A 19677-nucleotide genomic window follows, 5' to 3' on the forward strand; every position below is an offset into this window, starting at 1 on the left:
GGTGCCGGCGACCCCATGAGCAGCCCCACCAGGCCCCTGAGCCGGCTGTCGCGGCGGCTGCGCATCCGCACCCGGCTGGGCCTGGCCTTCGGCCTGCTGCTGCTGCTGCTGATGGGCCTCGCGGCCCTGTCGGTGCACCGGCTCACGGGGCTGTCGGAGGCGCTCAACCGCATCGTCGATGACCAGGCCGTCATCCGCGACTCGGTCAACGAGATCAACCGCAATGCCGAGGCCGTCGCGCGCAAGCTGCTGGTGCTGATGAGCCCCGACGCCGAGTTGCGCGTGGGCGCCTATCCCGAGATCGCCTCCGCCAACAACCGGCTCGACGACGCGATGCAGCGCCTGGCCATGGTGCTGCCGCCGGGGCCGCGCAGCGAGCGCCTGGCCGAGGTGCGCCTGCGGCTGGCGGACTACCGCGCCAGCTACGTCGACGTGCGCAGCCTCATCGAGCGCGACGACTTCCAGGCCGCCCGGGCCCTGCTGGGCAGCGACACCGAATCCGCCCTGTCCCTCTTCGTCAGCGCCATCCACCAACTCGCGGCCAGCGAGGAGCGCGCCGGCACCGCCCAGGCGCGCGAACTGCGCGACCAGATCGACGTCGACCGCACGCGCGTGCTGGCCCTGTGCATAGGCGCGCTGATCGCCGGCGCCTTGCTGGCCGTCGGCGTCACGCGGTCCATCGTCAACCCGCTCAAGCGTGCCGAAGACGGCGCCGAGCTGATCGCCCAGGGCCAGTACGGCCACCGCATCGAGATCGACTCGGCCGACGAGCTCGGCCACATGGCCGCCGCGATGAACACCATGGCCGAGGCCGTCGGCGAGCGCGAGGCCGAGTTGCGCCGCCTGGCCGACATCGACCTGCTGACTGGCCTGCCGCAGCGCGCCCGTTTCATCGCCGACGGCGACCGCCTGCTGGCCAAACTGCCCGAGCGCGAGCAGCAGGCCGTGCTGATCTGCATCGACGTGGACCGCCTCAAGGCCGTCAACAGCGTGCTGGGCTTCGACGCCGGTGACGCGCTGCTGCGCGGCGCGGCGGCCAAGCTGGAAGGCCTGTTCGAGGGCGTGGCCGCCTATGGCCGCCTGGCCGGCGGCACCTTCGCCGCCCTCGCTCCGGTGGCGCGCCTGGACCACGGCACCGCGCTCGCGGCCCAGTTGCGCGAGGAGGTCGAGCACAAGCTCAGCTGGCAGGGCCAGTCCCTGGACCTGTCCGTGTCCCTCGGTGTGGCCCACTGGCCCGAACATGCCGCCGACACCGAGGCCCTGCTGCGCCGCGCCGAGCAGGCCATGTTCGAGGCCAAGCGGCTGCGCCAGGACGTGGCCGTCTTCAACCCCAGCGCCGAGGCCGCGCGCGCCCTGCACCTGAGCCTGCTGTCCGACCTGGCCACCGCCATCCAGCAGGACCAGCTGCGCCAGTTCCTGCAGCCCAAGCGCTGCCTGAAGACTGGCCGCATTACCGGCGCCGAGGCCCTGGTGCGCTGGCAGCACCCGCAGCGCGGCTGGCTGCCGCCCGGCGACTTCGTGCCCTTCGCCGAGCGCAGCGGCCGCATCCGCCAGATCACCGACTGGATGCTGGCCCGTGCCGTGCGCACGCTGGCCGCATGGGAGGCCGAGGGCCGCAAACCCATGAGCATCGCCGTCAACATCTCGACGCTGGACATCCAGGACCAGACGCTGCCGGCCCGCCTCGCCGCCCTGCTGGCCGAATACCGCGTCGACCCCGGGCAACTGCAGCTGGAAGTGACCGAAACCGGCCTGATGTCCAGCGGCACCGACCCCATCGCCGTGCTGAACGCGCTGAAGGCCTGGGGCGTCAGCCTGGCCATCGACGACTTCGGCACCGGGCAGTCGTCGCTGGCCTATCTGCAGCACCTGCCGGTGGATGAGCTCAAGATCGACCGCAGCTTCGTGCAGGACGTCGACGGCGACCCGCGCCGCCAGGCCCTGCTGAAATCCATCGTCGGCGTCGGCCAGGGCCTGGGCCTGACCGTGACGGCCGAGGGCGTGGAGAACGCCGCCGAACTGGCCTGCATCACGGCCTGCGGCTGCGACCTGATCCAGGGTTATCTGCTGGCCAAACCGATGGATCTGCCCGACTTCGAGACCTGGTTGGGCCGTACAGGCTAAAATCCCTGCCTTTCGTCGCTTTTTGCGACTTGCCTGCCCTGCGGGCTTTTTGTTTCACTGGAGAGCCATTCATGGGCAACAAGATCGTCACCGAAGCGGATCGCCGCGCCACCCCCCGTCCCGCCGCCCCCAAGGGCGTGACCTTCACGGCCGGCAAGGGCCAGCTGTGCAGCCTGGAGCGCGGTTCCCACACCCGCTCCAAGAAGAACCCGGGCAAGCGCCCCCATTCGGGTTGAGTCGCAGGCTGACCGCCTGACGGTTCCATGCACACAGGCCCCGCGGGGCCTGTTTGTTTTTGTCGTCGGATAACTACTGACCACCATGATCCGCATCAACGAACTCCGCCTGCCGTTGAACCACGCCGAAGAGGCGTTGCGCCCCGCGGCGCTGGCCCGCCTGAAGCTGGCCGACGCCGAGTTGGCAGGCATCCACATCGCCCGCCGCGGCTATGACGCCCGCAAGCGCAGCGACATCCAGCTCGTCTACACGCTGGACTGCACGCTGGCCGAAGGTGTCGACGAAGCCGCCGTGCTGGCCCGCTTCGCCGGCGACCACCAGGTCCGCCCGTCGCCCGACACCGGCTATCACTTCCTGGCCCAGGTCGGTGAGCACACCGGCCCGCGGCCCATCGTCGTCGGCTTCGGGCCCTGCGGCCTGTTCGCCGCGCTGATCCTGGCGCAGATGGGCCTGCGCCCCATCGTGCTGGAACGCGGCAAGGCCGTGCGCGAGCGCACGCAAGACACCTGGGGCCTGTGGCGCGAGCAGAAGCTGCACCCCGAGAGCAATGTGCAGTTCGGCGAAGGCGGCGCCGGCACCTTCTCGGACGGCAAGCTCTACAGCCAGATCTCCGACCCGCGCCATCTGACCCGCAAAGTGCTGACCGAGTTCGTCAAGGCCGGCGCGCCGGACGAGATCCTCTTCGTCAGCAAGCCCCATATCGGCACCTTCCGCCTGGTCAGCATGATCATCAAGATGCGGGCCGACATCGAGGCGCTGGGCGGCGAGATCCGCTTCCAGCAGAAGATGACCGATCTGCTCATCGAAGACGGCGCCGTGCGCGGCGTGACGTTGGAGTCGGGCGAGCAGATCAGCACGACCCACGTCGTCGTCGCGCTGGGCCACAGCGCCCGCGACACCTTCCAGATGCTGCATGCCCGCGGCGTGCAGATGGAAGCCAAGCCCTTCTCCATCGGCTACCGCATCGAACACCCGCAGAGCCTGGTCGACGCGGCCCGCTTCGGCGTCCATGCCGGCAACGAGATCCTGGGCGCTGCCGACTACAAGCTCGTCCACCACGCCAAGAACGGCCGCTCGGTCTACAGCTTCTGCATGTGCCCCGGCGGCACGGTGGTCGCGGCGACGAGCGAGGAGAACCGCGTCGTCACCAACGGCATGAGCCAGTACTCGCGCAACGAGCGCAACGCCAACGCCGGCATCGTCGTCGGCCTGACGCCCGAGGACTACCGTCAGGACGGCAAGCGCGACGGCAGCCCCGTGAACCCGCTGGACGGCATGGCCTTCCAGCGCATCTGGGAAAGCCGCGCCTATGAGCTGGGCGGCGGCGGCTACCTGGCACCGGGCTCGCTGGTGGGCGACTTCGTCAAGCGCCAGGTCAGCAAGGAGTTCGGCGACGTGGCACCGAGCTACAAGCCGGGCGTCACGCTGACCGATTTGCAGCAGAAGGGCCGCGGCTCGCTGCCGTCGTATGCGCTGGAAGCCATCCGCGAAGCCTTGCCTGCGTTTGCGCGCCAGATCCGCGGCTTCGACCGGCCGGATGCGGTGCTGACGGGCGTGGAGACGCGCACCTCATCGCCGCTGCGCATCAACCGTGGACGGGACTACCAGAGCGTCAATGTGCGCGGCCTGTTCCCGGCCGGCGAGGGGGCAGGGTATGCGGGCGGCATCATGAGCGCGGGCGTTGACGGCATCGAGGTGGCCGAGGCGCTGGCGGCCGATCTGCTGGGCATGCCGGACGCGCCGGTGCTGCAGGGCAAGGGGGCGAAGGCGGGTGGGCAGGTCTAGGCGCCGCGCGCCTTTGCCCTGAAGCTTTTGACGAAGTCAGAAAGCGATCGATCGGCAAGGTCCTTGTACTCGCCAGCATCGAAGAATCGCCCATTGCACGACGGGCAGGCTTCGAACCAGATATGCGGCTGATCGTTGTCCACCATCCGTGTCAGCGGCGTGTTGGCGCACACGGGGCAGGAGATGCGATCCACCGTGTTGAACCTGGCCCCGCGTTCGGCGTCTCCGGTGTCAATCTGCTCGGCGAAGTCCAACTGTTTCTTGTCTTCGAGCCGATCGAACCAGAGCCCGCCGCAAGCGCTGCACTGATCGACCGCCCCCGCTTCGGTGCTGACGGAGACCATGGATGCTTGGCACTTGGGGCAGTTCATAGCGGCAGCGGGTTAGGAAGGTTGTTCACGCAACCAGTATGCCAGCCGAGACTTGTGCACCGCGCCACGCTTGAGCGGCATGGCAAGACGGCGTCGGAGTCAATCGTCAGGAAATCGCTCGCGCCACAGCGTCGCCAACCGAGGCTCTTCATCGACACGGCGGATGACCTGCGCCATGCGCGGCGCCGCCGCGTAGAACCGCTCCCGCCACGGTCCGAAGCGCGAGATGACGGCGACGTAGAGGTCCAGCACGGTCAGCTCTTCACCCAGCAGCCAGCGCCCCGGAGTCAGCTGGCGATCCATATTGGCCCAGCAGAAGGCAATGCGTTCATGCACGGCATCGACCACGGCGTCGCGAGCGCTGTCGGGCGCGCCAATGCGCTTCACGTCCGGCTTGATCCAGTGCAGCGAATAGATCGCCGACGACACATAGAGCATCCAGCGCAGGAACTGCCGCCGCCGCGGGTCGTCCGCCGCAGGCGCCAGCCGCGCCTCGGGATGCAGGTCGGCCAGATAGATCAGGATGGCCGCGCTCTCCGTCATGACTTCGCCGCCCTCCAGCACCAGCGTCGGGATCTGGCGCATCGGATTCGTCGGCGCAACGCGATCACGCGCGGCGGCCTCGGCCCAGGTGGCGCCTTCGATCAGTTGGTAAGGCAGGCCCAGCAGCGTCAGCGCGGCTTCGACAGCCACGGACCCCGAGGCAGCAGCCCCATAGAGGGTGAGCGGGGCAGCGGGAGAGTTCATGGTGCGGTCATCATCCCGATCAACTCCTTCACAAACGCCAGCGCCTCCTCCCACGTCTCGAAGTGCATCTCGTTGTTGAGTTCGTCCACGCCGCCATCCGGCCCCTTGTGCACGACCGACCAGCCGCCCGCGCCGCCGTCGATGGCAAGCACGCCGAACTGTCCCGGGTCGAGATCCCGGGCGCTGCCGCCGGTGATGACGATGTCGCGGCCGAGGTGGGAGTGATAGCGTCGCATCCAACCCATTCTCACGGAGACCGCACATGAAGGCAGTTTGGAACGGCGTGACCATCGCCGAGAGCGATGACACGGTCGTCGTCGAAGGCAACCATTACTTCCCGGCCGATTCGCTGAAGAAGGAATACACGACCTTCTCCAACCACCGCAGCGGCTGCCCCTGGAAGGGCCAGGCGCAATACCTCAGCCTGTTCATCAACGGCGAGATGAATCCGGATGCGGTCTGGTACTACGCCGACCCCTTGCCCGCCGCGACCGAGATCAAGGGCCGCTACGCCTTCTGGAAGGGCGTCAAGGTTTCGGAGTAGCTCCGTCGGGCCATAGCGCCCACAGCCGCAGCGCCTGCTTGGTGCGGCTGGCCTGCAGCGCGGCCTCGTCGCCCCAGCCCCAGAACAGGTCGGCGCGCACGGCGCCGGTGATGGCGCTGCCGGTGTCCTGGGCCAGCACGAGGCGGCGCATGGGTGTCGTGCTGAGCGGCTCGGTGCTGTCCAGCCACAGCGGCGTGCCCAACGAGACAAAGCTGCGGTCGATGGCGACGGAGCGCCCCGGCGTCAACGGCACACCCTGGGCGCCGCGCGGGCCACGGCCCGGGTCGGGCAGGGCCTCCTCGCGGAAGTAGACGACGCGCGGATTGACGGCCAGGGCCTCGCGCACCTTGGCGGGGTTGCGGCGCGCCCAGTCACTCAGCGTGCGTGGCGTCGCGTCGCCGACCTCACCGCGGTCCAGCATTGCCCGTGCGACGGACTGGAAGGGCTGGTCGTTGTGGCCGGCGTAGGCGACGCGGCTGATGCGCTCGGCGCCTGCCGCGTCGCGCACGACGAGACGGCCCGAGCCCTGGATCTGCAGTTGCAGCAGGCCGAAGGGGTCGTCCAGGTAGGCCATTTCCAGCGCAGCGAAGCGCGGATTGGCCTCGATGTCCCGGCGCGGCGTGCGGCGCAGCGCGGCGTCGCCCGGCAGGGCATGCAGCGGCCACTGGAAGGCGCCCTGGCGCGTGCGGCTGGCGCTGAGCTGGGGCTCGAAGTAGCCGGTCAGCAGGCCCGTGGCCTCGCCGCCGTCGGCCTGCAGCCGCCAGGGGCGCAGATGTTTCATCAGGAAGAGCGTGGCCTCCATCGGGTCGGCGGGTGCCTGCAGCGCGGCGCGGGCACAGAACTCGGCCCAGCCGGGCGCCGGGCGCTGGCAGCCGGCCAGCAGCGCCGGCCAGGCGGCAAGCAGGTCGTCGCCGCCCCAGCCTGGCAGTTCCTTCCAGTCGACGGCGACCCAGCGTTGTGTTGCCGGCCGCGGCGTGGCCGGCACCGTCGGCGCCGGCTCGGGCGGCTGCAGCGGTGGCGATGAACAGGCAGCGAGGCTTCCTAGAATGACGGCCAGCCCACCACGCGCCCACCACCCCATGCTGCTCCTTGCCCTCGAAGCCCTCGGCGCGCTGCTGATCTTTGTCTTCATCATCTGGTGGACCATGTTCTCGGGCCGCAACAAGGGCGAGCGCAAGGACGACTAGTTCTTCGCTATCAAGAAGCTCAGCGGCTGGCGCCGCAGCCGCGCACGGATGGCGGCGTAGACGCGTTTGCGATCGGTCAGGCGCACGCCGCGCGAGCGCATGGCCACCTTGAAGGCGCAGAAGAAGCTGACACCGACATTGAGCATGCCGATGCCCGCGATGCACAGCACGCAGGACCAGAAAGCCCAGGTCGTCATGACACCGATACCCAGCGCACCCACGGCCGCGGCAAGCTGACCGGTGGACAGCGTCACGTGGCGCACCTCCAGGCCCAGGCCGACGAAGCCGAGCAGTGCCGGCGCCAGGCCCAGCATCAGGCCCAGGCTGATATTGGCCGTCAAGCCCGAGATATTGGCCCGCCACCAATGTGACCAGCGCTGAGCGCGCGTCTGGCCGAGGGTCGCGACGATGCGCGGGTTCCAGGCGATGGCGCTGTCCAGGCGGTGGAAGACGAACCAGTTCTCCACCCAGCCCGCGATCATGCTGGACGCAAACAGCAGCGTGCCGGTGAAAGCGGCGAACAGCAGCGAGGGGCCGAACAGGCTCAGCGAGTGCAGCACGTATTCGGCGTCCTGCACGCCCACCAGCGGCGCGCCAAAGGCCAGCCAGCACAGGCCCTGCACGGCCAGCACCAGGGGCGCCACGACGGTGAGATTGCCGATGATGCCGGCGACCTGGGAACGCACGAGATGGGTCACCTCGTCGACAAAAGCCAGCACGCCGTCGTCGCGGTCGATGGTCAGCAGCTTGTCCGCCATGGCCGGCGCCGTCATTGCGGGCTGCTTGGTCGCCACCGTCCAGTGCAGCAGGTGGATGAGCACGAAGCAGGCCGCGTAGTTCACACCGGCCCAGAAACCGCCCCAGAAGGCCGTGAAACCGAGCAGGGCGATGCCGAACTTGAGGAAGGTGGTGCCCGCCAGCACGGCGCCACCACCAGCCGCGCGACGCAGCATGTCGCGGTATTCCTCGCGGCTGCGGGTGATGTAGTGCTCGCCCGTCTCGGCACCGCGCTCGGCCACCTTGCGCGCCAGCAGCGAGTAATGGCGCGCGAACAGCGTGCGCAGGCTGCGCCGCTCGTGCACGACGCGCACGAGACCGGCCACCAGGCGCAGCAGCTCGCGCCGCGGCTCATGGGACAGCAGGCAGGCCAGCAGCGCCTCGATGCGGTCCAGCCGCGCGGTGAGCTGCTCGACGGAGAACATCAGGTCCACCGACACGCCGTGGGCCTCCAGATGCTCGGGCACGGTCAGCGCGGCGGCGCGGCAACGGTCCAGCAGCGCGTGCAGGTATTGCATGGCCGTGGACAGCGCGGCCGCATCCGACGCCGCCCCGCCCAGTGCACGCTCGACGGCCTCCCAGGCGGCGGGCAGCTGGTGGAAGGGCTTGTCCTGCAGCAGCGGCCCGTCCATGCGCACCCGCATCGGTCCGGCCAGGCCGGCGGCGTGCACGCTGCTGACCAGCACGGTGATGGCGGCACGCGCCTCGATGCGCCAACCATCGTCGGGCGTGGCGGCGAACAGCAGGCTCAGGCGGGCCAGCAGTTCGTCGTCGATGGCGGCGATCCAGTCCTCGTCGCGCTCGTCGCCGAAGAGCAGCTCGAACAGCGCGGCGAGGTCGCGCGTGTCGGTGGTGGCCGGCAGCAGGCGGCGGCGCAGGCGGCCGAGGAACTCGTGCCAAAGCGCCATGCGCGGCGCAAAGCCCACCTCGGCGAACAGCGCGACCGCGTCGACATCGTTCCAGACCCCGCCGATGACATTGGCGAACGCCCAGGCGTGGTCGGGATGGCGCTCCAGCACATTGAGCAGGTGCTTGAGGCGCACGATGGGCAGCGGCGTGCCCGATGAGCTCTCTTCACGCGGCGCATGACGCAGCCATTCGAGCAGGCGCACCAGCCACAGATTGCGCTCGGCGAGCGCGGCCTGCGGGTCGGCCGCGTTCAGGAGGGCGGTGAGATCCCAAGTACGGTTGGTCAATTCAGTTGTCCGTGGCATTCGCGGGCCGAGCGCCGGGCCGCTCCCTAGCCGGCCCGCCCTGGGCGATGTGCTTGCCGGTCAATCCGGCAAGCATCGCCGTCCCCGCGGGGGACCGGCCGAGGTACGCCTTGGCCGAGGGGCTTCAAAAACTTCAATGCAGGGAGGCGCTATCGGCGAGGAGGAACTCGTCGACCTCGGTGTGGAAGACCTCGCAGGCCTCTGTGACGCACAGGAAGCGCCCCTTCATCGTGCCCTGGGCCGTGCCGATCTGGGCCCAGGAGCTGTACTGGAAGCTCTGGCCGGGCGCGAGCACGGGCTGGTGGCCGACGACGGCCAGGCCATCGACGACCTGCACCTGGCCACGCGCATCGGTGATTTCCCAATGCCGGCCGATGAGCTGGGACAGCACGTCGCCGCTGTTCTCGATGGTGATGGTGTAGCTGAAGGCGTACAGGCCTTGCTCGAGATGAGTCTGCTCGGGCAGGGACTGCACAGTGACGCTGCAACTGAAACGGGGGTTCGCCATCAGGTGATTCTCGGTCTCGGGGGCTATGCTGCCGCATGTTCTTCGGGGAGTGTGATCCTAAGTGCTGCGCTGGCTCTGCCTGCTGAGTGCGCTGCTGAGCCTGGCGGCGCCGGCCCAGGAGCTGACGTTGCGCACGGTGCAGCAGGCCAGCTCCACCGTCAAGTACGACCCCGAAGGCAGCCCGCTCAAGCCGGGGTTGTGCCTGGAGATCCTGCGCGCCGTCGAAAGGCAGGACCCGGGCCTGCATTTCACGGGCCTGGACCAGCAGGTGCCGCTCAAGCGCGTGGAGCGACTGCTGGCCGATGGCCTCGTCGACGCCTTCTTCTGCCTGCTGAAGTCACCCGAGCGTGAGAAGCAATGGCGCTATGCGCCGGTGCCGCTGTACACCATCCGCCATGTCGTGCTGCAGCGCGCCAACGACCCGCGCACGCCCGACACGCTGGCCGAGCTGGCGGCCTGGAGCCGGCGCAAGCCGGTGCTGGTCATGCGGGGCACGGCGCTGGCACGCCGACTGCTGGCGGCCGACGTGACGGTCGCCGAGGTGGGCTCCGAGCGCGAGGCCCTGCAGATGCTGCAGCTGGGCCGCGCCGATGCGATCTATGGCCAGGACATCAATCTGCAGCACCATGTGACCGAGAGCAAGCTCGGCGACAAGGTCAAGTTCGGCCGCACCGTCTTCCAGGAAGAGCCGCAATGGCTGGCGCTGCGCGCCGACCTGCCCGCCGCTTACGAAGAGCGCCTGACCCAGGCCCTGCGCAAGCTGGAGAAGGACGGCACGCTGCGCCAACTCGCCGAAAAGTATCGTTAGCCCCTCGCCCAGTCCCGCCCTGCTGAACGCAGGCGTGCCTGGTCGGTCCCCCGTGGGGACGGCGATGCTTGCGGCATCAAGCCGCAAGCATCGCCATAGGCGGGCCGGCTGGGGAGCGGCCCGGCGCTCGGCCCGCAAAATGCCGATGGACAGCTGACACGCTTGTACCTGCCTGCATGGACACTCCGGACATCGCAAGAAGCAGCTCCCTATGCCGACTCGCCCCCTCTACCTCCCTCCCGATGGCCGGCCGCGCTGCGCCTGGTGCGCCGCCGCGCCCGGCGATGAGTCCTATCTGCGCTATCACGACGAGGAATGGGGCCGCCCCGTGGCCGACGACTTCCGGCTGTTCGAGAAACTCTGCCTCGAAGGCTTCCAGAGCGGCCTGTCGTGGCGGACCATCCTGAACAAGCGCGAGGCGTTTCGCGCCGCGTTTGCCGGCTTCGACTACAACCAGGTCGCGAAGTTCGGCGAGAAGGATGTGAACCGCCTGCTGGCCGACGCCGGCATCGTGCGCCACCGCGGCAAGATCGAGGCGGCCATCCACAACGCCGGGCGCTGCGTGGAACTCGTGGCCGCCGAAGGCTCGCTGGCCGCCTATCTGTGGCGCTTCGAGCCGCCCAAGAACTCGGTGGCCCACAACCTTGCCACGTCGGTGCCCTCGGAGGCCCTGTCCAAGGATTTGAAGAAGCGCGGCTGGAAGTTCGTCGGCCCGACCACGATGCATGCGCTGATCCAGGCCATGGGACTGATCAACGACCACCAGCCCGGCTGCCACCACTGGAAGGAAGCGCAGCAGGCGCGGGACAGCTTCAAGAGGCCTGGAACCTAGAATCCGCGGCTATGCCCGCCGCACCTCAATACCGCATCGCCCCCAGCCTGCTGTCCGCCGACTTCGCCCGCCTGGGCGATGAAGTGAAGAACGTGCTGGCCGCCGGCGCCGACTGGATCCACTTCGACGTGATGGACAACCATTACGTGCCCAACCTGACCTTCGGGCCGATGGTCTGCGAGGCGCTGCGCAAGCATGCAGTCAAGCCCGACGGCACGCCGGCCCTCATCGACGTGCACCTGATGGTGCAGCCGGTCGACAGCCTGGCCCAGGCCTTCTGCCGCGCCGGCGCCGACGTGGTGACCTTCCACCCCGAGGCCAGCGCCCATGTGGACCGCACGCTGCAGCTCATCAAGGCCGAGGGCAAGCAGGCCGGCCTGGTGTTCAACCCCGGCACGCCGCTGGACGTGCTGGAGTGGGTCATCGACAAGGTCGACGTGATCCTGCTGATGAGCGTCAACCCCGGCTTCGGCGGCCAGAGCTTCATCCCGTCGGCGCTTCAAAAACTGAAGAAGGCGCGCGAGATCATCCAAGCCAGTGGCCGCGACATCCGCCTGGAGATCGACGGTGGCGTCAAGGTCGACAACATCCGTGAGATCGCCGCGGCGGGCGCCGACACCTTCGTGGCCGGCTCGGCCATCTTCGGCAAGCCCGATTACCAGGCCGTCATCGACGCGATGCGGACCGAATTGACGAAGGTCTGACCATGGCTGCCGTTCTGCTCGTCTGCACCGCCAACATCTGCCGCTCGCCGATGGCCGAGGCTATCTTCAGGGCCCGCCTCGGCGATGTGTTCAAGACCATCGCCTCTGCCGGCGTGCATGCCGACCCGCGCGGCGGCCCGGTGGATGCGCGCGCCGCTGCGGCGCTGGAGCGGCACAAATACAGCCTCGAGCGCAAATGGCGCTCACGCCGCGTCGAGCCCGAGCAGCTGGGCCAGTACGACCTGGTGCTGGCCATGGAGGTAGAGCACGTGGAGGCCCTGCGCAAGAAGGCAGCGCCCGAGCACCACGCCCGCATCCTGCTGCTGACCGACTTCGTGCCGGAGATGGCCGGTGAAGACATTCCCGACCCCTACTTCGGCCCGGTCGCGGGCTTCGATGCCGTCATCGGCATGATCGAGCGCGCGGCCCAGCGGCTGCTCACCGAGAGCCGCGAAGGCCGCCTCAGGCTGGGCTGAGGCCATGTCAGCCCGCAGGCTGTCGCTCGTTGCGCTGGCCGCCCTGCTGGTCTCCTGCGGCCGCGCCACGGAGGTCGAAGTCTTGAGCCGGGCACGCTCGCCCGACGGGCTTCGCGAGGCCACGGTCGAGCAACACATCTACGGGCCGCACCTGGGCGGAGAGACTCCAGCCATCGAAGTGCACATCCGCAGCGTGCAGCCCGACAACAAGGCGAGCGGCCTGGTCTTTCAGGCGCCGCTGGAGCGCAACACCGTGTCTGTCGAGTGGCTTGGCGCAAATCGCCTGGCCGTCACCCACTCGTCAAACGTCCCGGTCGGCTCGCTGAGCCAGTCATGCGACGGCGTGCTCGTCGAGCACATCGCCAAGTGAAGCGCTACTGATCAAGCCGTCTTGCTCTCGAAGTCGGCCACTTCGCGCACATCCGGCCCCTTGCCGCTGAAGCGGTCCAGCGCCAGGAAGATGACCGGCGTGATGTAGAGCGTCACCGCCTGCGACAGGATCAGCCCCCCCACCACGGCCAGGCCCAGTGGCTGGCGCAGTTCGGCGCCGGCGCCCAGGCCCAGGGCGATGGGCAAGGCGCCCATCAACGCGGCCAGCGTCGTCATCATGATGGGCCGGAAGCGCAGGATGCAGGCTTGGCGGATCGCCTCGGCGGGCGGCAGCCCCTGGCTGCGCTGCACGTCCAGCGCGAAGTCGATCATCATGATGGCGTTCTTCTTCACGATGCCGATCAGCATGACGATGCCGATGGTCGCGATGATGGTCAGCTCCATGCCGAAGAGCTGCAGCGTCAGCAGCGCACCGACCGCCGCCGACGGCAGGCCGGCCAGGATGGTGATGGGGTGGATATAGCTCTCGTAGAGCACGCCCAGCAGCACGTAGATGACCGCCACGGCCAGGCCGATCAGCAGCAGCTGGCCGCCCTGGGAATCCTTGAACACCGCCGCATCGCCGCCGTAGCTCGTGATGACGCTGGGCGGCAGCTTGATCTCTTCGGTGAAGGCCTCGATCTGCTTGGTCGCGTCGCCCAGCGGCACATTGGGCGCGAGGTTGAAGCTGATGGTGATGGCCTGCAACTGGCCCTGGTGGTTGACGGCCGTCGGCCCCAGCGTGCGTTGCACGGTGGCGAAGGCCGTCAGCGGCACCTGGGCGCCGCTCTTGCCGCGCAGATAGATCTTGTCGAAGGCGGCCTCGCTGCTGCGATCCTCCTCGCCCGCTTCCATGATGACCTGGTAAGTGTTGCTCTCGGCATAGATGCTGGACACCTGGCGCTCACCAAAGGCGCCGTACAGCGCATTGCGCAGGTCCTGCATCTGCACGCCCAGGATGGCGGCGCGCTCGCGGTCGATGATGAGGCTGGCCTGCAGGCCGCGCAATTGCGAGTCGCTGGTGATGTCGCGGAAGCGCTCGTCGCTGCGCAGCCTCTCCTGCAGCTTGAGGGCCCAGGTGTTGAGCTCGCCGGCCGACACCGACTGCAGCGTGTACTGGTAGCGGCTCTTGCTCTGGCGGCCGCCGAGCTGCAGGTTCTGCACCGGGCGCAGGTAGACGGCGATGCCCGGCACGGCGCGCAGCTTCTTGCGCAGGCCTTCCAGCACCTTGGGCATGGGCTCGCGGCTGCCACGGGCCTTCAGGTTGATGAACATGCGACCGGTGTTGCTCGCGCTGCCCGAAGGCCCGCCGCCGACGGCGGAACTGACGGCGGCGATATTCGGATCGCTGCGCACGATGGCGGCCACGCGGTCCTGCAGCAGCGTCATCGCGGCAAACGACGTGTCCTCGGCGGACTCGGTGCTGGCCTGGATCTGGCCGATGTCTTCCTCGGGGAAGAAACCCTTGGGGATGGTCGTGTAGAACCAGATCGTCGCGACGAAACTCAAGAGCGCCACGCCCAGCACCCAGGGACGATGACGCAGCGCCAGGTCCAGCGTGCGGGTGTAGAAGTTCAGCGTGGCGGTGAAGCCGCGCTCGAAGAGACGCCCCATGGGGCCGTCCTCGTGATGCGCGTCGGGCTTGAGCAGGCGGCTGCACAGCATGGGCACCAGCGTCAGCGACACGACGGCCGACACCATGATGGCCAGGCCGACGACGACGGCGAACTCGTGGAAGAGCAGGCCGATGACGCCCGGCATGAAGAAGATGGGGATCAGCACCGCCACCAGCGACACCGAGATGGACAGGATGGTGAAGGCCATCTCGCGCGCGCCGCGCACGGCCGCGTCGAAGGGCTTCATGCCGTCCTCGACGTGGCGGACGATGTTCTCCAGCATGACGATGGCGTCGTCCACCACCAGGCCCACGGCCAGCGTGATGCCCAGCAGCGAGATGTTGTCCAGCGAATAGCCCAGCGCGAACAACAGCGTGAGCGCGCCGATCAGCGAGATCGGCAGCGAGGCCGTCGGGATCAGCGTGGCCACGGCGCGGCGCAGGAAGATGAAGATGACCAGCACCACCAGGCCCACGGTCAGGGCCAGCGTCACATAGACGTCGTGCAGCGATTCGCGGATGGACACCGAGCGGTCGTTCAGCGTGCTCATCTGCACCGAGGCCGGCATCTGCGCCGCGAAGCGCGGCAGCAGGGCCTTGACCTTGTCCACCACCTGCACGGTGTTGGCGTCGGGCTGGCGCTGGATGGCCAGCACGATGGAGCGTTCACCCTGGTAGGTGGAGTAGGTCTTGCTCGTCTCGACGCTGTCCTGCACCTCGGCCACGTCGCGCAGCAGCACCGGCGCGCCATTGCGCGAGGCGACGACGATGCGGCCGAACTCGGCGGCATTGCGCAGCTGGCGGTTGGCCTGGATGGTGAGCGTCTGGCGCGAGCCGTCCAGCACGCCGACGGGCGTGTTGGCATTGGCGGTGCGCACCGCCGTCTGCAGCTCTTCCAGCGTGATGTTGCGCTGGTTCAGCAGGTCGTTGCGCACCTTGATGCGCACGGCATAGCGCTTCTGGCCAAAGATGGACACCTGGGCCACGCCGTCGATGGTGGACAGGCCCGGCGACAGCAGGTTCTCGGCGTAGTCGTTCAGCTCGGTCAGGTCGATGGACGGCGAGGTCAGCGCCACCAGCAGCACCGGCGCGTCGGCCGGGTTGACCTTGCGGTAGTTGGGCGGCGAGGTCATCTCCGCCGGCAGCGCGCGCAGCGAGCGGAACAGCGCCGCCTGCACGTCGACGGCGGCGTCGTCGATATTGCGCGAGGGGTCGAACTCCAGCGTGAGGGACGTGTTGCCCAGCGTGTTGGTCGACGAGATGGTCTGCAGGCCGGCAATCGTGGAGAACTGCTTCTCCAGCGGCAGGGCCACGGACGAAGCCATGGTCTCGGGCGACGCGCCCGGCAGCGAAGCGCCCACATTGATGATGGGCGTGTTGTAGGACGGCAGCGCCGCGACCGGGATCTTGCTCCAGGCCGCCAGGCCGGCGATGACCAGGGACAGGTTCAGCAGCACGGTCATGACCGGCCGCCGGATGAAGACCTCGGTGAGCCTCATTTGCTGGCGCCCGAAGCCGGTGCCGACGCCGATGCGCCCGCAGCAGGCATCGTGATGCGCAGCGGCGTGCCGGGACGCAGGTTCTGCTTGCCGTCCATGACGACCTGGGCCGTGGCATCCAGGCCTTCGACGACGGCCTGCTCGCCCATGGCCTGGCGCACCTGCACGCTCACCAGCTTGGCCGTGTTGTCAGCGGCCACGACGTAGACCGAGCGCTCGTTGCCGCGCATGATGATGGCAGCCTGCGGCACCACCGTCACGCCCTTGAGGGTGCGCAGCGTGACGCGCACGCGCAGGTACTGGCCGGGCCACAGCGACTGGGCCTTGTTGGCGAACTCGGCCTTGACCTTGATGGTGCCGGTGGCCGAGTCGACGAGGTTATCCACCGCCGAGACGCGGCCTTTGATGGAGGCAGCGCCGCGCGGCGAACCCGGGGGCGGCAGGGCCTCGACATCCAGCTCACCGGCCCGCACGGCAGTCAGCAGCGAGGCCAGCTGGGTTTCGGGCACCGTGAAGGCGATGCCGATGGGATCGAGTTGCGCGATGTTGACCAGGGGCAGGCCCGAGGCATTGGCCTGCACGAGGCTGCCGGGGAAGACGCTGACGATGCCCACGCGGCCACTGATGGGCGCGCGCAACTCGTTGTAGCCCGTGGTGACCTGGGCGGCCTGCACGGCGGCCTCGTCGCTGCGGATCAGGGCCTGGCCGGCATCGAAGTTGGCCTGGGCCGTGTCGACGGCGTTCTGGGCGATGAAGTTCTGCGCCTTCAGCTCCTTGGCGCGATTCAGCTGGCGCTCCAGATCGCTCAGGCTGGCGCGGTCGCGGGCGACCTGGGCGCGCGCCTTTTCCAGTGCGGCGCGGTCGGCGCGGTCGTCGAAGCGGAACAGCAGCTCGCCCTTTTTGACGTTCTGGCCGTCCTTGACCAGCACCTGGGACACGATGCTGTTCGTCTGCGCACGCAGATCCACGCTCTGCAAGGCGGTGACCGTGCCGCTGGCTTCCACGGTGATGGGCACATCGGCCTGCTTCACGGGCATGACGCTGACGTTCTGCGGCGGCAGGGCGCCGGCGGGAGCGGAGGCGCCCGCCGCGGCTGCGCCATCGGCATCGGCCTTGCGGCCACAGCCGCCCAGGCCAGCCGCGATGGCCAGGCTGCAGAGGATCAAGGAAGAAGTCGAGCGCATGAGGCTGCCAAAAGTAATGGGGATTGACGGCAAAAACGAGTCAGCTTACCTGGGCCGTTTTGCTCGCAGATTGCTGGCCCGGCCCCGCTTGCGCGTTTTTCGTCTTCAGTTCTGCAACGCGCCCGCCAGCCGCGCCCCGACAACGGCGTTGTGCTTCACCAGAGCGATGTTGGTGGCCAGGCTGCGGCCGCCCGTCAGTGCCTTGATGCGGGCGAGCAGGAAGGGCGTGATGGCCTTGCCGGCGATGCCTTGCGCATCGGCCTCGGTCAGGGCCTGGGCCGTGATGGCGTCGATCTCCTCACGCGGCATGGCCTGGGCTGCCGGCACGGGATTGCTGACAACGACACCGCCGGACAGCCCCAACGCCCACTTGGCGCGGATGAAACGGGCCTGGGTGTCGGCGTCATCCATGCGGAAGTCAGCCTTGAGGCCGCTGTCGGGCGTGAAGAAAGCGGCGAAGTTGTCCTGGCCGACGGACAGCACCGGCACGCCATGGGTCTCCAGGTATTCCAGCGTCAGGCCGAGGTCGAGGATGGACTTGGCACCGGCGCAGACGACGGCCACCGGCGTGCGCGCCAGCTCCTGCAGGTCGGCCGAGATGTCGAAGCTCTCGTGCCCGCCGCGGTGCACACCGCCGATGCCGCCCGTCACGAAGACCTCGATGCCGGCCAGGTGGGCACAGATCATCGTGGCGGCCACCGTCGTGGCGCCCAGGCGCCCGGTGGCGATGGCGAAGGGCAGGTCACGGCGACTGAGCTTCATTGCATCCGGCGCCTGGGCGAGCTGCTTCAGCTCGTCATCCGTCAGGCCGACACGGATGCGCCCGCCGATGACGGCGATGGTGGCCGGCACGGCGCCCTCGGCACGGATGACGTCCTCGACCTCGCGCGCCGTCTCCAGGTTCTGCGGCCAGGGCATGCCATGGGCAATGATGGTCGATTCGAGGGCCACGACGGGCCGGCCCTCCGCTTTGGCGGCGGCGACTTCGGGCGAGAGCTGGATCAGTTCGTTCATCTTCTTCTATCGTTCTTCCAGGAAACGGGGGGTCAGTTCGGGGTGGACGCTGTCCGTGGTCTGCAGCGTCAGCGCGGCCAGGTCCAGGCCCAGGCGGGCGGCGGCGTCGAAGTCGTCGCAGTCGCGCAGCAGGGCCGCGCAGACGCCGGCCGACAGCGCGTCGCCGGCACCGGTCACGTCGACGACATGCACGTCGGGCGCCGGCCAATGCCGCGGTGCGTGGTCGGGCTCGCTGAGCAGCAGGCCTTCCGCGCCCTTGGACACGAGCACGCGGGCGACGCCGCGCGCATGCAGGGCCGCGAAGGCCTCCAGCGGATCTGCGGCCACGGTCGTGAGCTCGCCCACGTTCAGGATCAGCAGGTGCAGGCCGGCCAGCGACTCGGGCAGGCGCCCCATCTTGGCCTCGGACACGGCGACGCAAACGAGGGGGATGCCATTGGCCCGGGCTTCGCCGAGCAGCAGCGGCCAGGCGTCGGTCGGCAGGTTGCCGTCGGCGATGACCAGCGCCGCGCCGGCCCGCAGCGCCTTGCTGGCCTCCAGCGCCCAGGGGTTGAGGCTTTCGACCAGGGGCATGGCCGCCAGGCCCAGCTCCAGGCTGCCGTCGGGCGCCAGCACGGCCGTGTAGCTGTCGCTGGCGTGCCGCCGCAGCCGGATGACGGCGCGGGTGTCCATGCCGACGGCGGCGGCCTGCTCCAGCAGCATGCGGCCGCCAGCGTCGTCGCCCACGGTCGCGACCAGGGCCACGGGCAGGCCCAGGCGCGCCAGGTTCTCGGCCACGTTGCGCACGACGCCGCCTGGCGTCTCATGCGATTCGCAGGGGTTGGACGATCCTCCCCAGGAGCTCGCCAGCAGCTTGAGCTTGCGGTCGATGTTGAGGCCGCCGATGCAGACGATGGGGGCGGCGGTGGTGTTCATCGCCCGATTCTAGGAAGTCACCCCGCCGCGCGTGCGCGGGCTTGCGCTAGGAACCACACCGCCATCGTCTGCGCCAAGGCCTGCACCACCTGCGCGTCGTTGCGCCCGCTGCGCGCCCTCACATGGAAGGCATGGTCGGCATCGTCCTCGAGATGCAACGTGGCCGGCTCGCCCAGCTGCTGGACAACGCCCCGCAGCAAGGCCAGCTCCGCCAGCTCGTCGCGCGTGCCCTGCAGAAACAGCATCGGCCGCTGCACCTGCGCCAAGTGCGCCGCCCTCTCGGTGCCCGGCTTGCCGGCCGGATGCAGCGGAAAGCCGACGAAGGCCAGCCCGCACACGCCGGGCATGGGCTCGGTGGCCTGGGCCTGAGACGTCATGCGGCCACCGAAGGACTTGCCACCCGCGAACAGCGGCGTGTCGGGCAGGCGCTTGCGTGCCGCGGCGMCCGCGGCGCGCACGGCCGGATGCGCGACGGCGGGGGCGTCGGGCCGCTTGGAGCCTCGCTCCATATAGGGAAACTGATAGCGCAGCGTCGCCACCGAGTGGTCGAACAAGGCCTGCGACACCTCCGCCATGAAGCTGTGGTGCATGCCGGCCCCCGCGCCGTGGGCGAACACATAGACCGCCTGCGGCTGTGGCGGTTGCAGCCAAAGCGCGGACACGGTGGTGTCGTCGTCGACCTTCAACTTGAGGGGCTCGGCTTCGCTCATATCGCGAGCTTAGTGCGCTAGAGTCGACCGCGGTGCGGCGCCGAGCCGCCCACGTCG

At 68.9% G+C, this 19677-nt stretch carries 20 protein-coding genes; 9 read left to right on the forward strand and 11 right to left on the reverse strand.

Annotated elements, in window-relative coordinates; all coding sequences use genetic code 11:
• Positions 1-15 precede the first annotated feature (15 nt).
• From AC1D2H_RS15435 to AC1D2H_RS15445, 3 genes are all read left to right on the forward strand, one after another.
• Positions 16-2124: a putative bifunctional diguanylate cyclase/phosphodiesterase gene (locus AC1D2H_RS15435; protein WP_477930221.1), complete on the forward strand. Its 2109-nt coding sequence runs from the start codon at positions 16-18 to the stop codon at positions 2122-2124.
• A gap of 71 nt (positions 2125-2195) precedes the next feature.
• Positions 2196-2360: a hypothetical protein gene (locus AC1D2H_RS15440; protein WP_477930219.1), complete on the forward strand. Its 165-nt coding sequence runs from the start codon at positions 2196-2198 to the stop codon at positions 2358-2360.
• Between the two features lie 85 nt (positions 2361-2445).
• Complete coding sequence (locus tag AC1D2H_RS15445; RefSeq protein ID WP_478011567.1) at positions 2446-4146, forward strand: NAD(P)/FAD-dependent oxidoreductase; 1701 nt, start codon at positions 2446-2448, stop codon at positions 4144-4146.
• Here AC1D2H_RS15445 and AC1D2H_RS15450 read toward each other — a convergent pair.
• The 3 genes from AC1D2H_RS15450 to AC1D2H_RS15460 all read right to left on the reverse strand — a co-directional run bounded on the left by AC1D2H_RS15450 (position 4143) and on the right by AC1D2H_RS15460 (position 5500).
• On the reverse strand, positions 4143-4517 hold the full coding sequence (locus AC1D2H_RS15450; protein WP_457351238.1) for a zf-TFIIB domain-containing protein: 375 nt from the start codon (positions 4515-4517) through the stop codon (positions 4143-4145). The two genes, AC1D2H_RS15445 and AC1D2H_RS15450, sit on opposite strands and share 4 nt — an antisense overlap.
• A 99-nt stretch (positions 4518-4616) precedes the next feature.
• A complete protein-coding gene (locus tag AC1D2H_RS15455) occupies positions 4617-5264 on the reverse strand; it encodes a glutathione S-transferase family protein (protein ID WP_478011568.1) in 648 nt (215 codons plus the stop codon).
• Positions 5261-5500: a hypothetical protein gene (locus tag AC1D2H_RS15460; protein ID WP_478011569.1), complete on the reverse strand. Its 240-nt coding sequence runs from the start codon at positions 5498-5500 to the stop codon at positions 5261-5263. The genes AC1D2H_RS15455 and AC1D2H_RS15460 overlap by 4 nt, the downstream gene beginning before the upstream one ends.
• 26 nt (positions 5501-5526) lie before the next feature.
• On the opposite strand from AC1D2H_RS15460, the gene AC1D2H_RS15465 reads away from it, so the two are divergent.
• Complete coding sequence (locus tag AC1D2H_RS15465) at positions 5527-5808, forward strand: DUF427 domain-containing protein (RefSeq protein ID WP_478011570.1); 282 nt, start codon at positions 5527-5529, stop codon at positions 5806-5808.
• Here the strand turns inward: AC1D2H_RS15465 and mltA are convergent.
• From mltA to apaG, 3 genes are all read right to left on the reverse strand, one after another.
• Positions 5792-6889: a murein transglycosylase A gene (mltA, locus tag AC1D2H_RS15470; RefSeq protein ID WP_478011571.1), complete on the reverse strand. Its 1098-nt coding sequence runs from the start codon at positions 6887-6889 to the stop codon at positions 5792-5794. The genes AC1D2H_RS15465 and mltA overlap by 17 nt on opposite strands.
• Before the next feature lie 102 nt (positions 6890-6991).
• Positions 6992-8968: a site-specific recombinase gene (locus AC1D2H_RS15475; RefSeq protein ID WP_478011572.1), complete on the reverse strand. Its 1977-nt coding sequence runs from the start codon at positions 8966-8968 to the stop codon at positions 6992-6994.
• 151 nt (positions 8969-9119) lie between these two features.
• Complete coding sequence (gene apaG, locus AC1D2H_RS15480) at positions 9120-9494, reverse strand: Co2+/Mg2+ efflux protein ApaG (protein WP_478011573.1); 375 nt, start codon at positions 9492-9494, stop codon at positions 9120-9122.
• Positions 9495-9555: 61 nt separating this feature from the next.
• Between apaG and AC1D2H_RS15485 the strand changes: the two genes are divergently transcribed.
• From AC1D2H_RS15485 to AC1D2H_RS15505, 5 genes are all read left to right on the forward strand, one after another.
• The gene (locus tag AC1D2H_RS15485; protein WP_478011574.1) at positions 9556-10302 is read left to right on the forward strand and encodes a substrate-binding periplasmic protein; all 747 of its coding nucleotides are present in this window, start codon (positions 9556-9558) and stop codon (positions 10300-10302) included.
• 211 nt (positions 10303-10513) lie between these two features.
• Positions 10514-11134 (forward strand): DNA-3-methyladenine glycosylase I, encoded by a 621-nt coding sequence (locus tag AC1D2H_RS15490; protein WP_478011575.1) that lies wholly within the window; start codon positions 10514-10516, stop codon positions 11132-11134.
• Between the two features lie 11 nt (positions 11135-11145).
• On the forward strand, positions 11146-11838 hold the full coding sequence (rpe, locus tag AC1D2H_RS15495) for a ribulose-phosphate 3-epimerase (RefSeq protein ID WP_478011576.1): 693 nt from the start codon (positions 11146-11148) through the stop codon (positions 11836-11838).
• A gap of 2 nt (positions 11839-11840) precedes the next feature.
• A complete protein-coding gene (locus tag AC1D2H_RS15500) occupies positions 11841-12314 on the forward strand; it encodes a low molecular weight protein-tyrosine-phosphatase (RefSeq protein ID WP_477930197.1) in 474 nt (157 codons plus the stop codon).
• A gap of 4 nt (positions 12315-12318) precedes the next feature.
• Positions 12319-12684: a hypothetical protein gene (locus AC1D2H_RS15505; RefSeq protein WP_477930195.1), complete on the forward strand. Its 366-nt coding sequence runs from the start codon at positions 12319-12321 to the stop codon at positions 12682-12684.
• Positions 12685-12695: 11 nt separating this feature from the next.
• Here the strand turns inward: AC1D2H_RS15505 and AC1D2H_RS15510 are convergent, their stop codons facing one another.
• The 5 genes from AC1D2H_RS15510 to AC1D2H_RS15530 form a co-directional block, all read right to left on the reverse strand.
• A complete protein-coding gene (locus AC1D2H_RS15510) occupies positions 12696-15797 on the reverse strand; it encodes an efflux RND transporter permease subunit (protein WP_477930194.1) in 3102 nt (1033 codons plus the stop codon).
• Positions 15794-16981 (reverse strand): efflux RND transporter periplasmic adaptor subunit, encoded by a 1188-nt coding sequence (locus tag AC1D2H_RS15515; RefSeq protein WP_478011577.1) that lies wholly within the window; start codon positions 16979-16981, stop codon positions 15794-15796. Before AC1D2H_RS15515 ends, AC1D2H_RS15510 begins: the two co-directional genes overlap by 4 nt.
• A 105-nt stretch (positions 16982-17086) precedes the next feature.
• Entirely contained in the window at positions 17087-17995 is a 909-nt protein-coding gene (locus tag AC1D2H_RS15520) for a pseudouridine-5'-phosphate glycosidase (RefSeq protein ID WP_478011578.1), read from the reverse strand.
• A gap of 6 nt (positions 17996-18001) precedes the next feature.
• Positions 18002-18910 carry a carbohydrate kinase family protein gene (locus AC1D2H_RS15525; RefSeq protein ID WP_477930188.1) on the reverse strand — a complete coding sequence of 303 codons (909 nt, stop codon included), beginning with the start codon at positions 18908-18910 and terminating at the stop codon, positions 18002-18004.
• 17 nt (positions 18911-18927) lie between these two features.
• Positions 18928-19620 (reverse strand): alpha/beta hydrolase family protein, encoded by a 693-nt coding sequence (locus tag AC1D2H_RS15530; RefSeq protein ID WP_478011579.1) that lies wholly within the window; start codon positions 19618-19620, stop codon positions 18928-18930.
• Positions 19621-19677 lie beyond the last annotated feature (57 nt).

Source organism: Roseateles sp. P1_C1_2 (genome assembly GCF_056406535.1).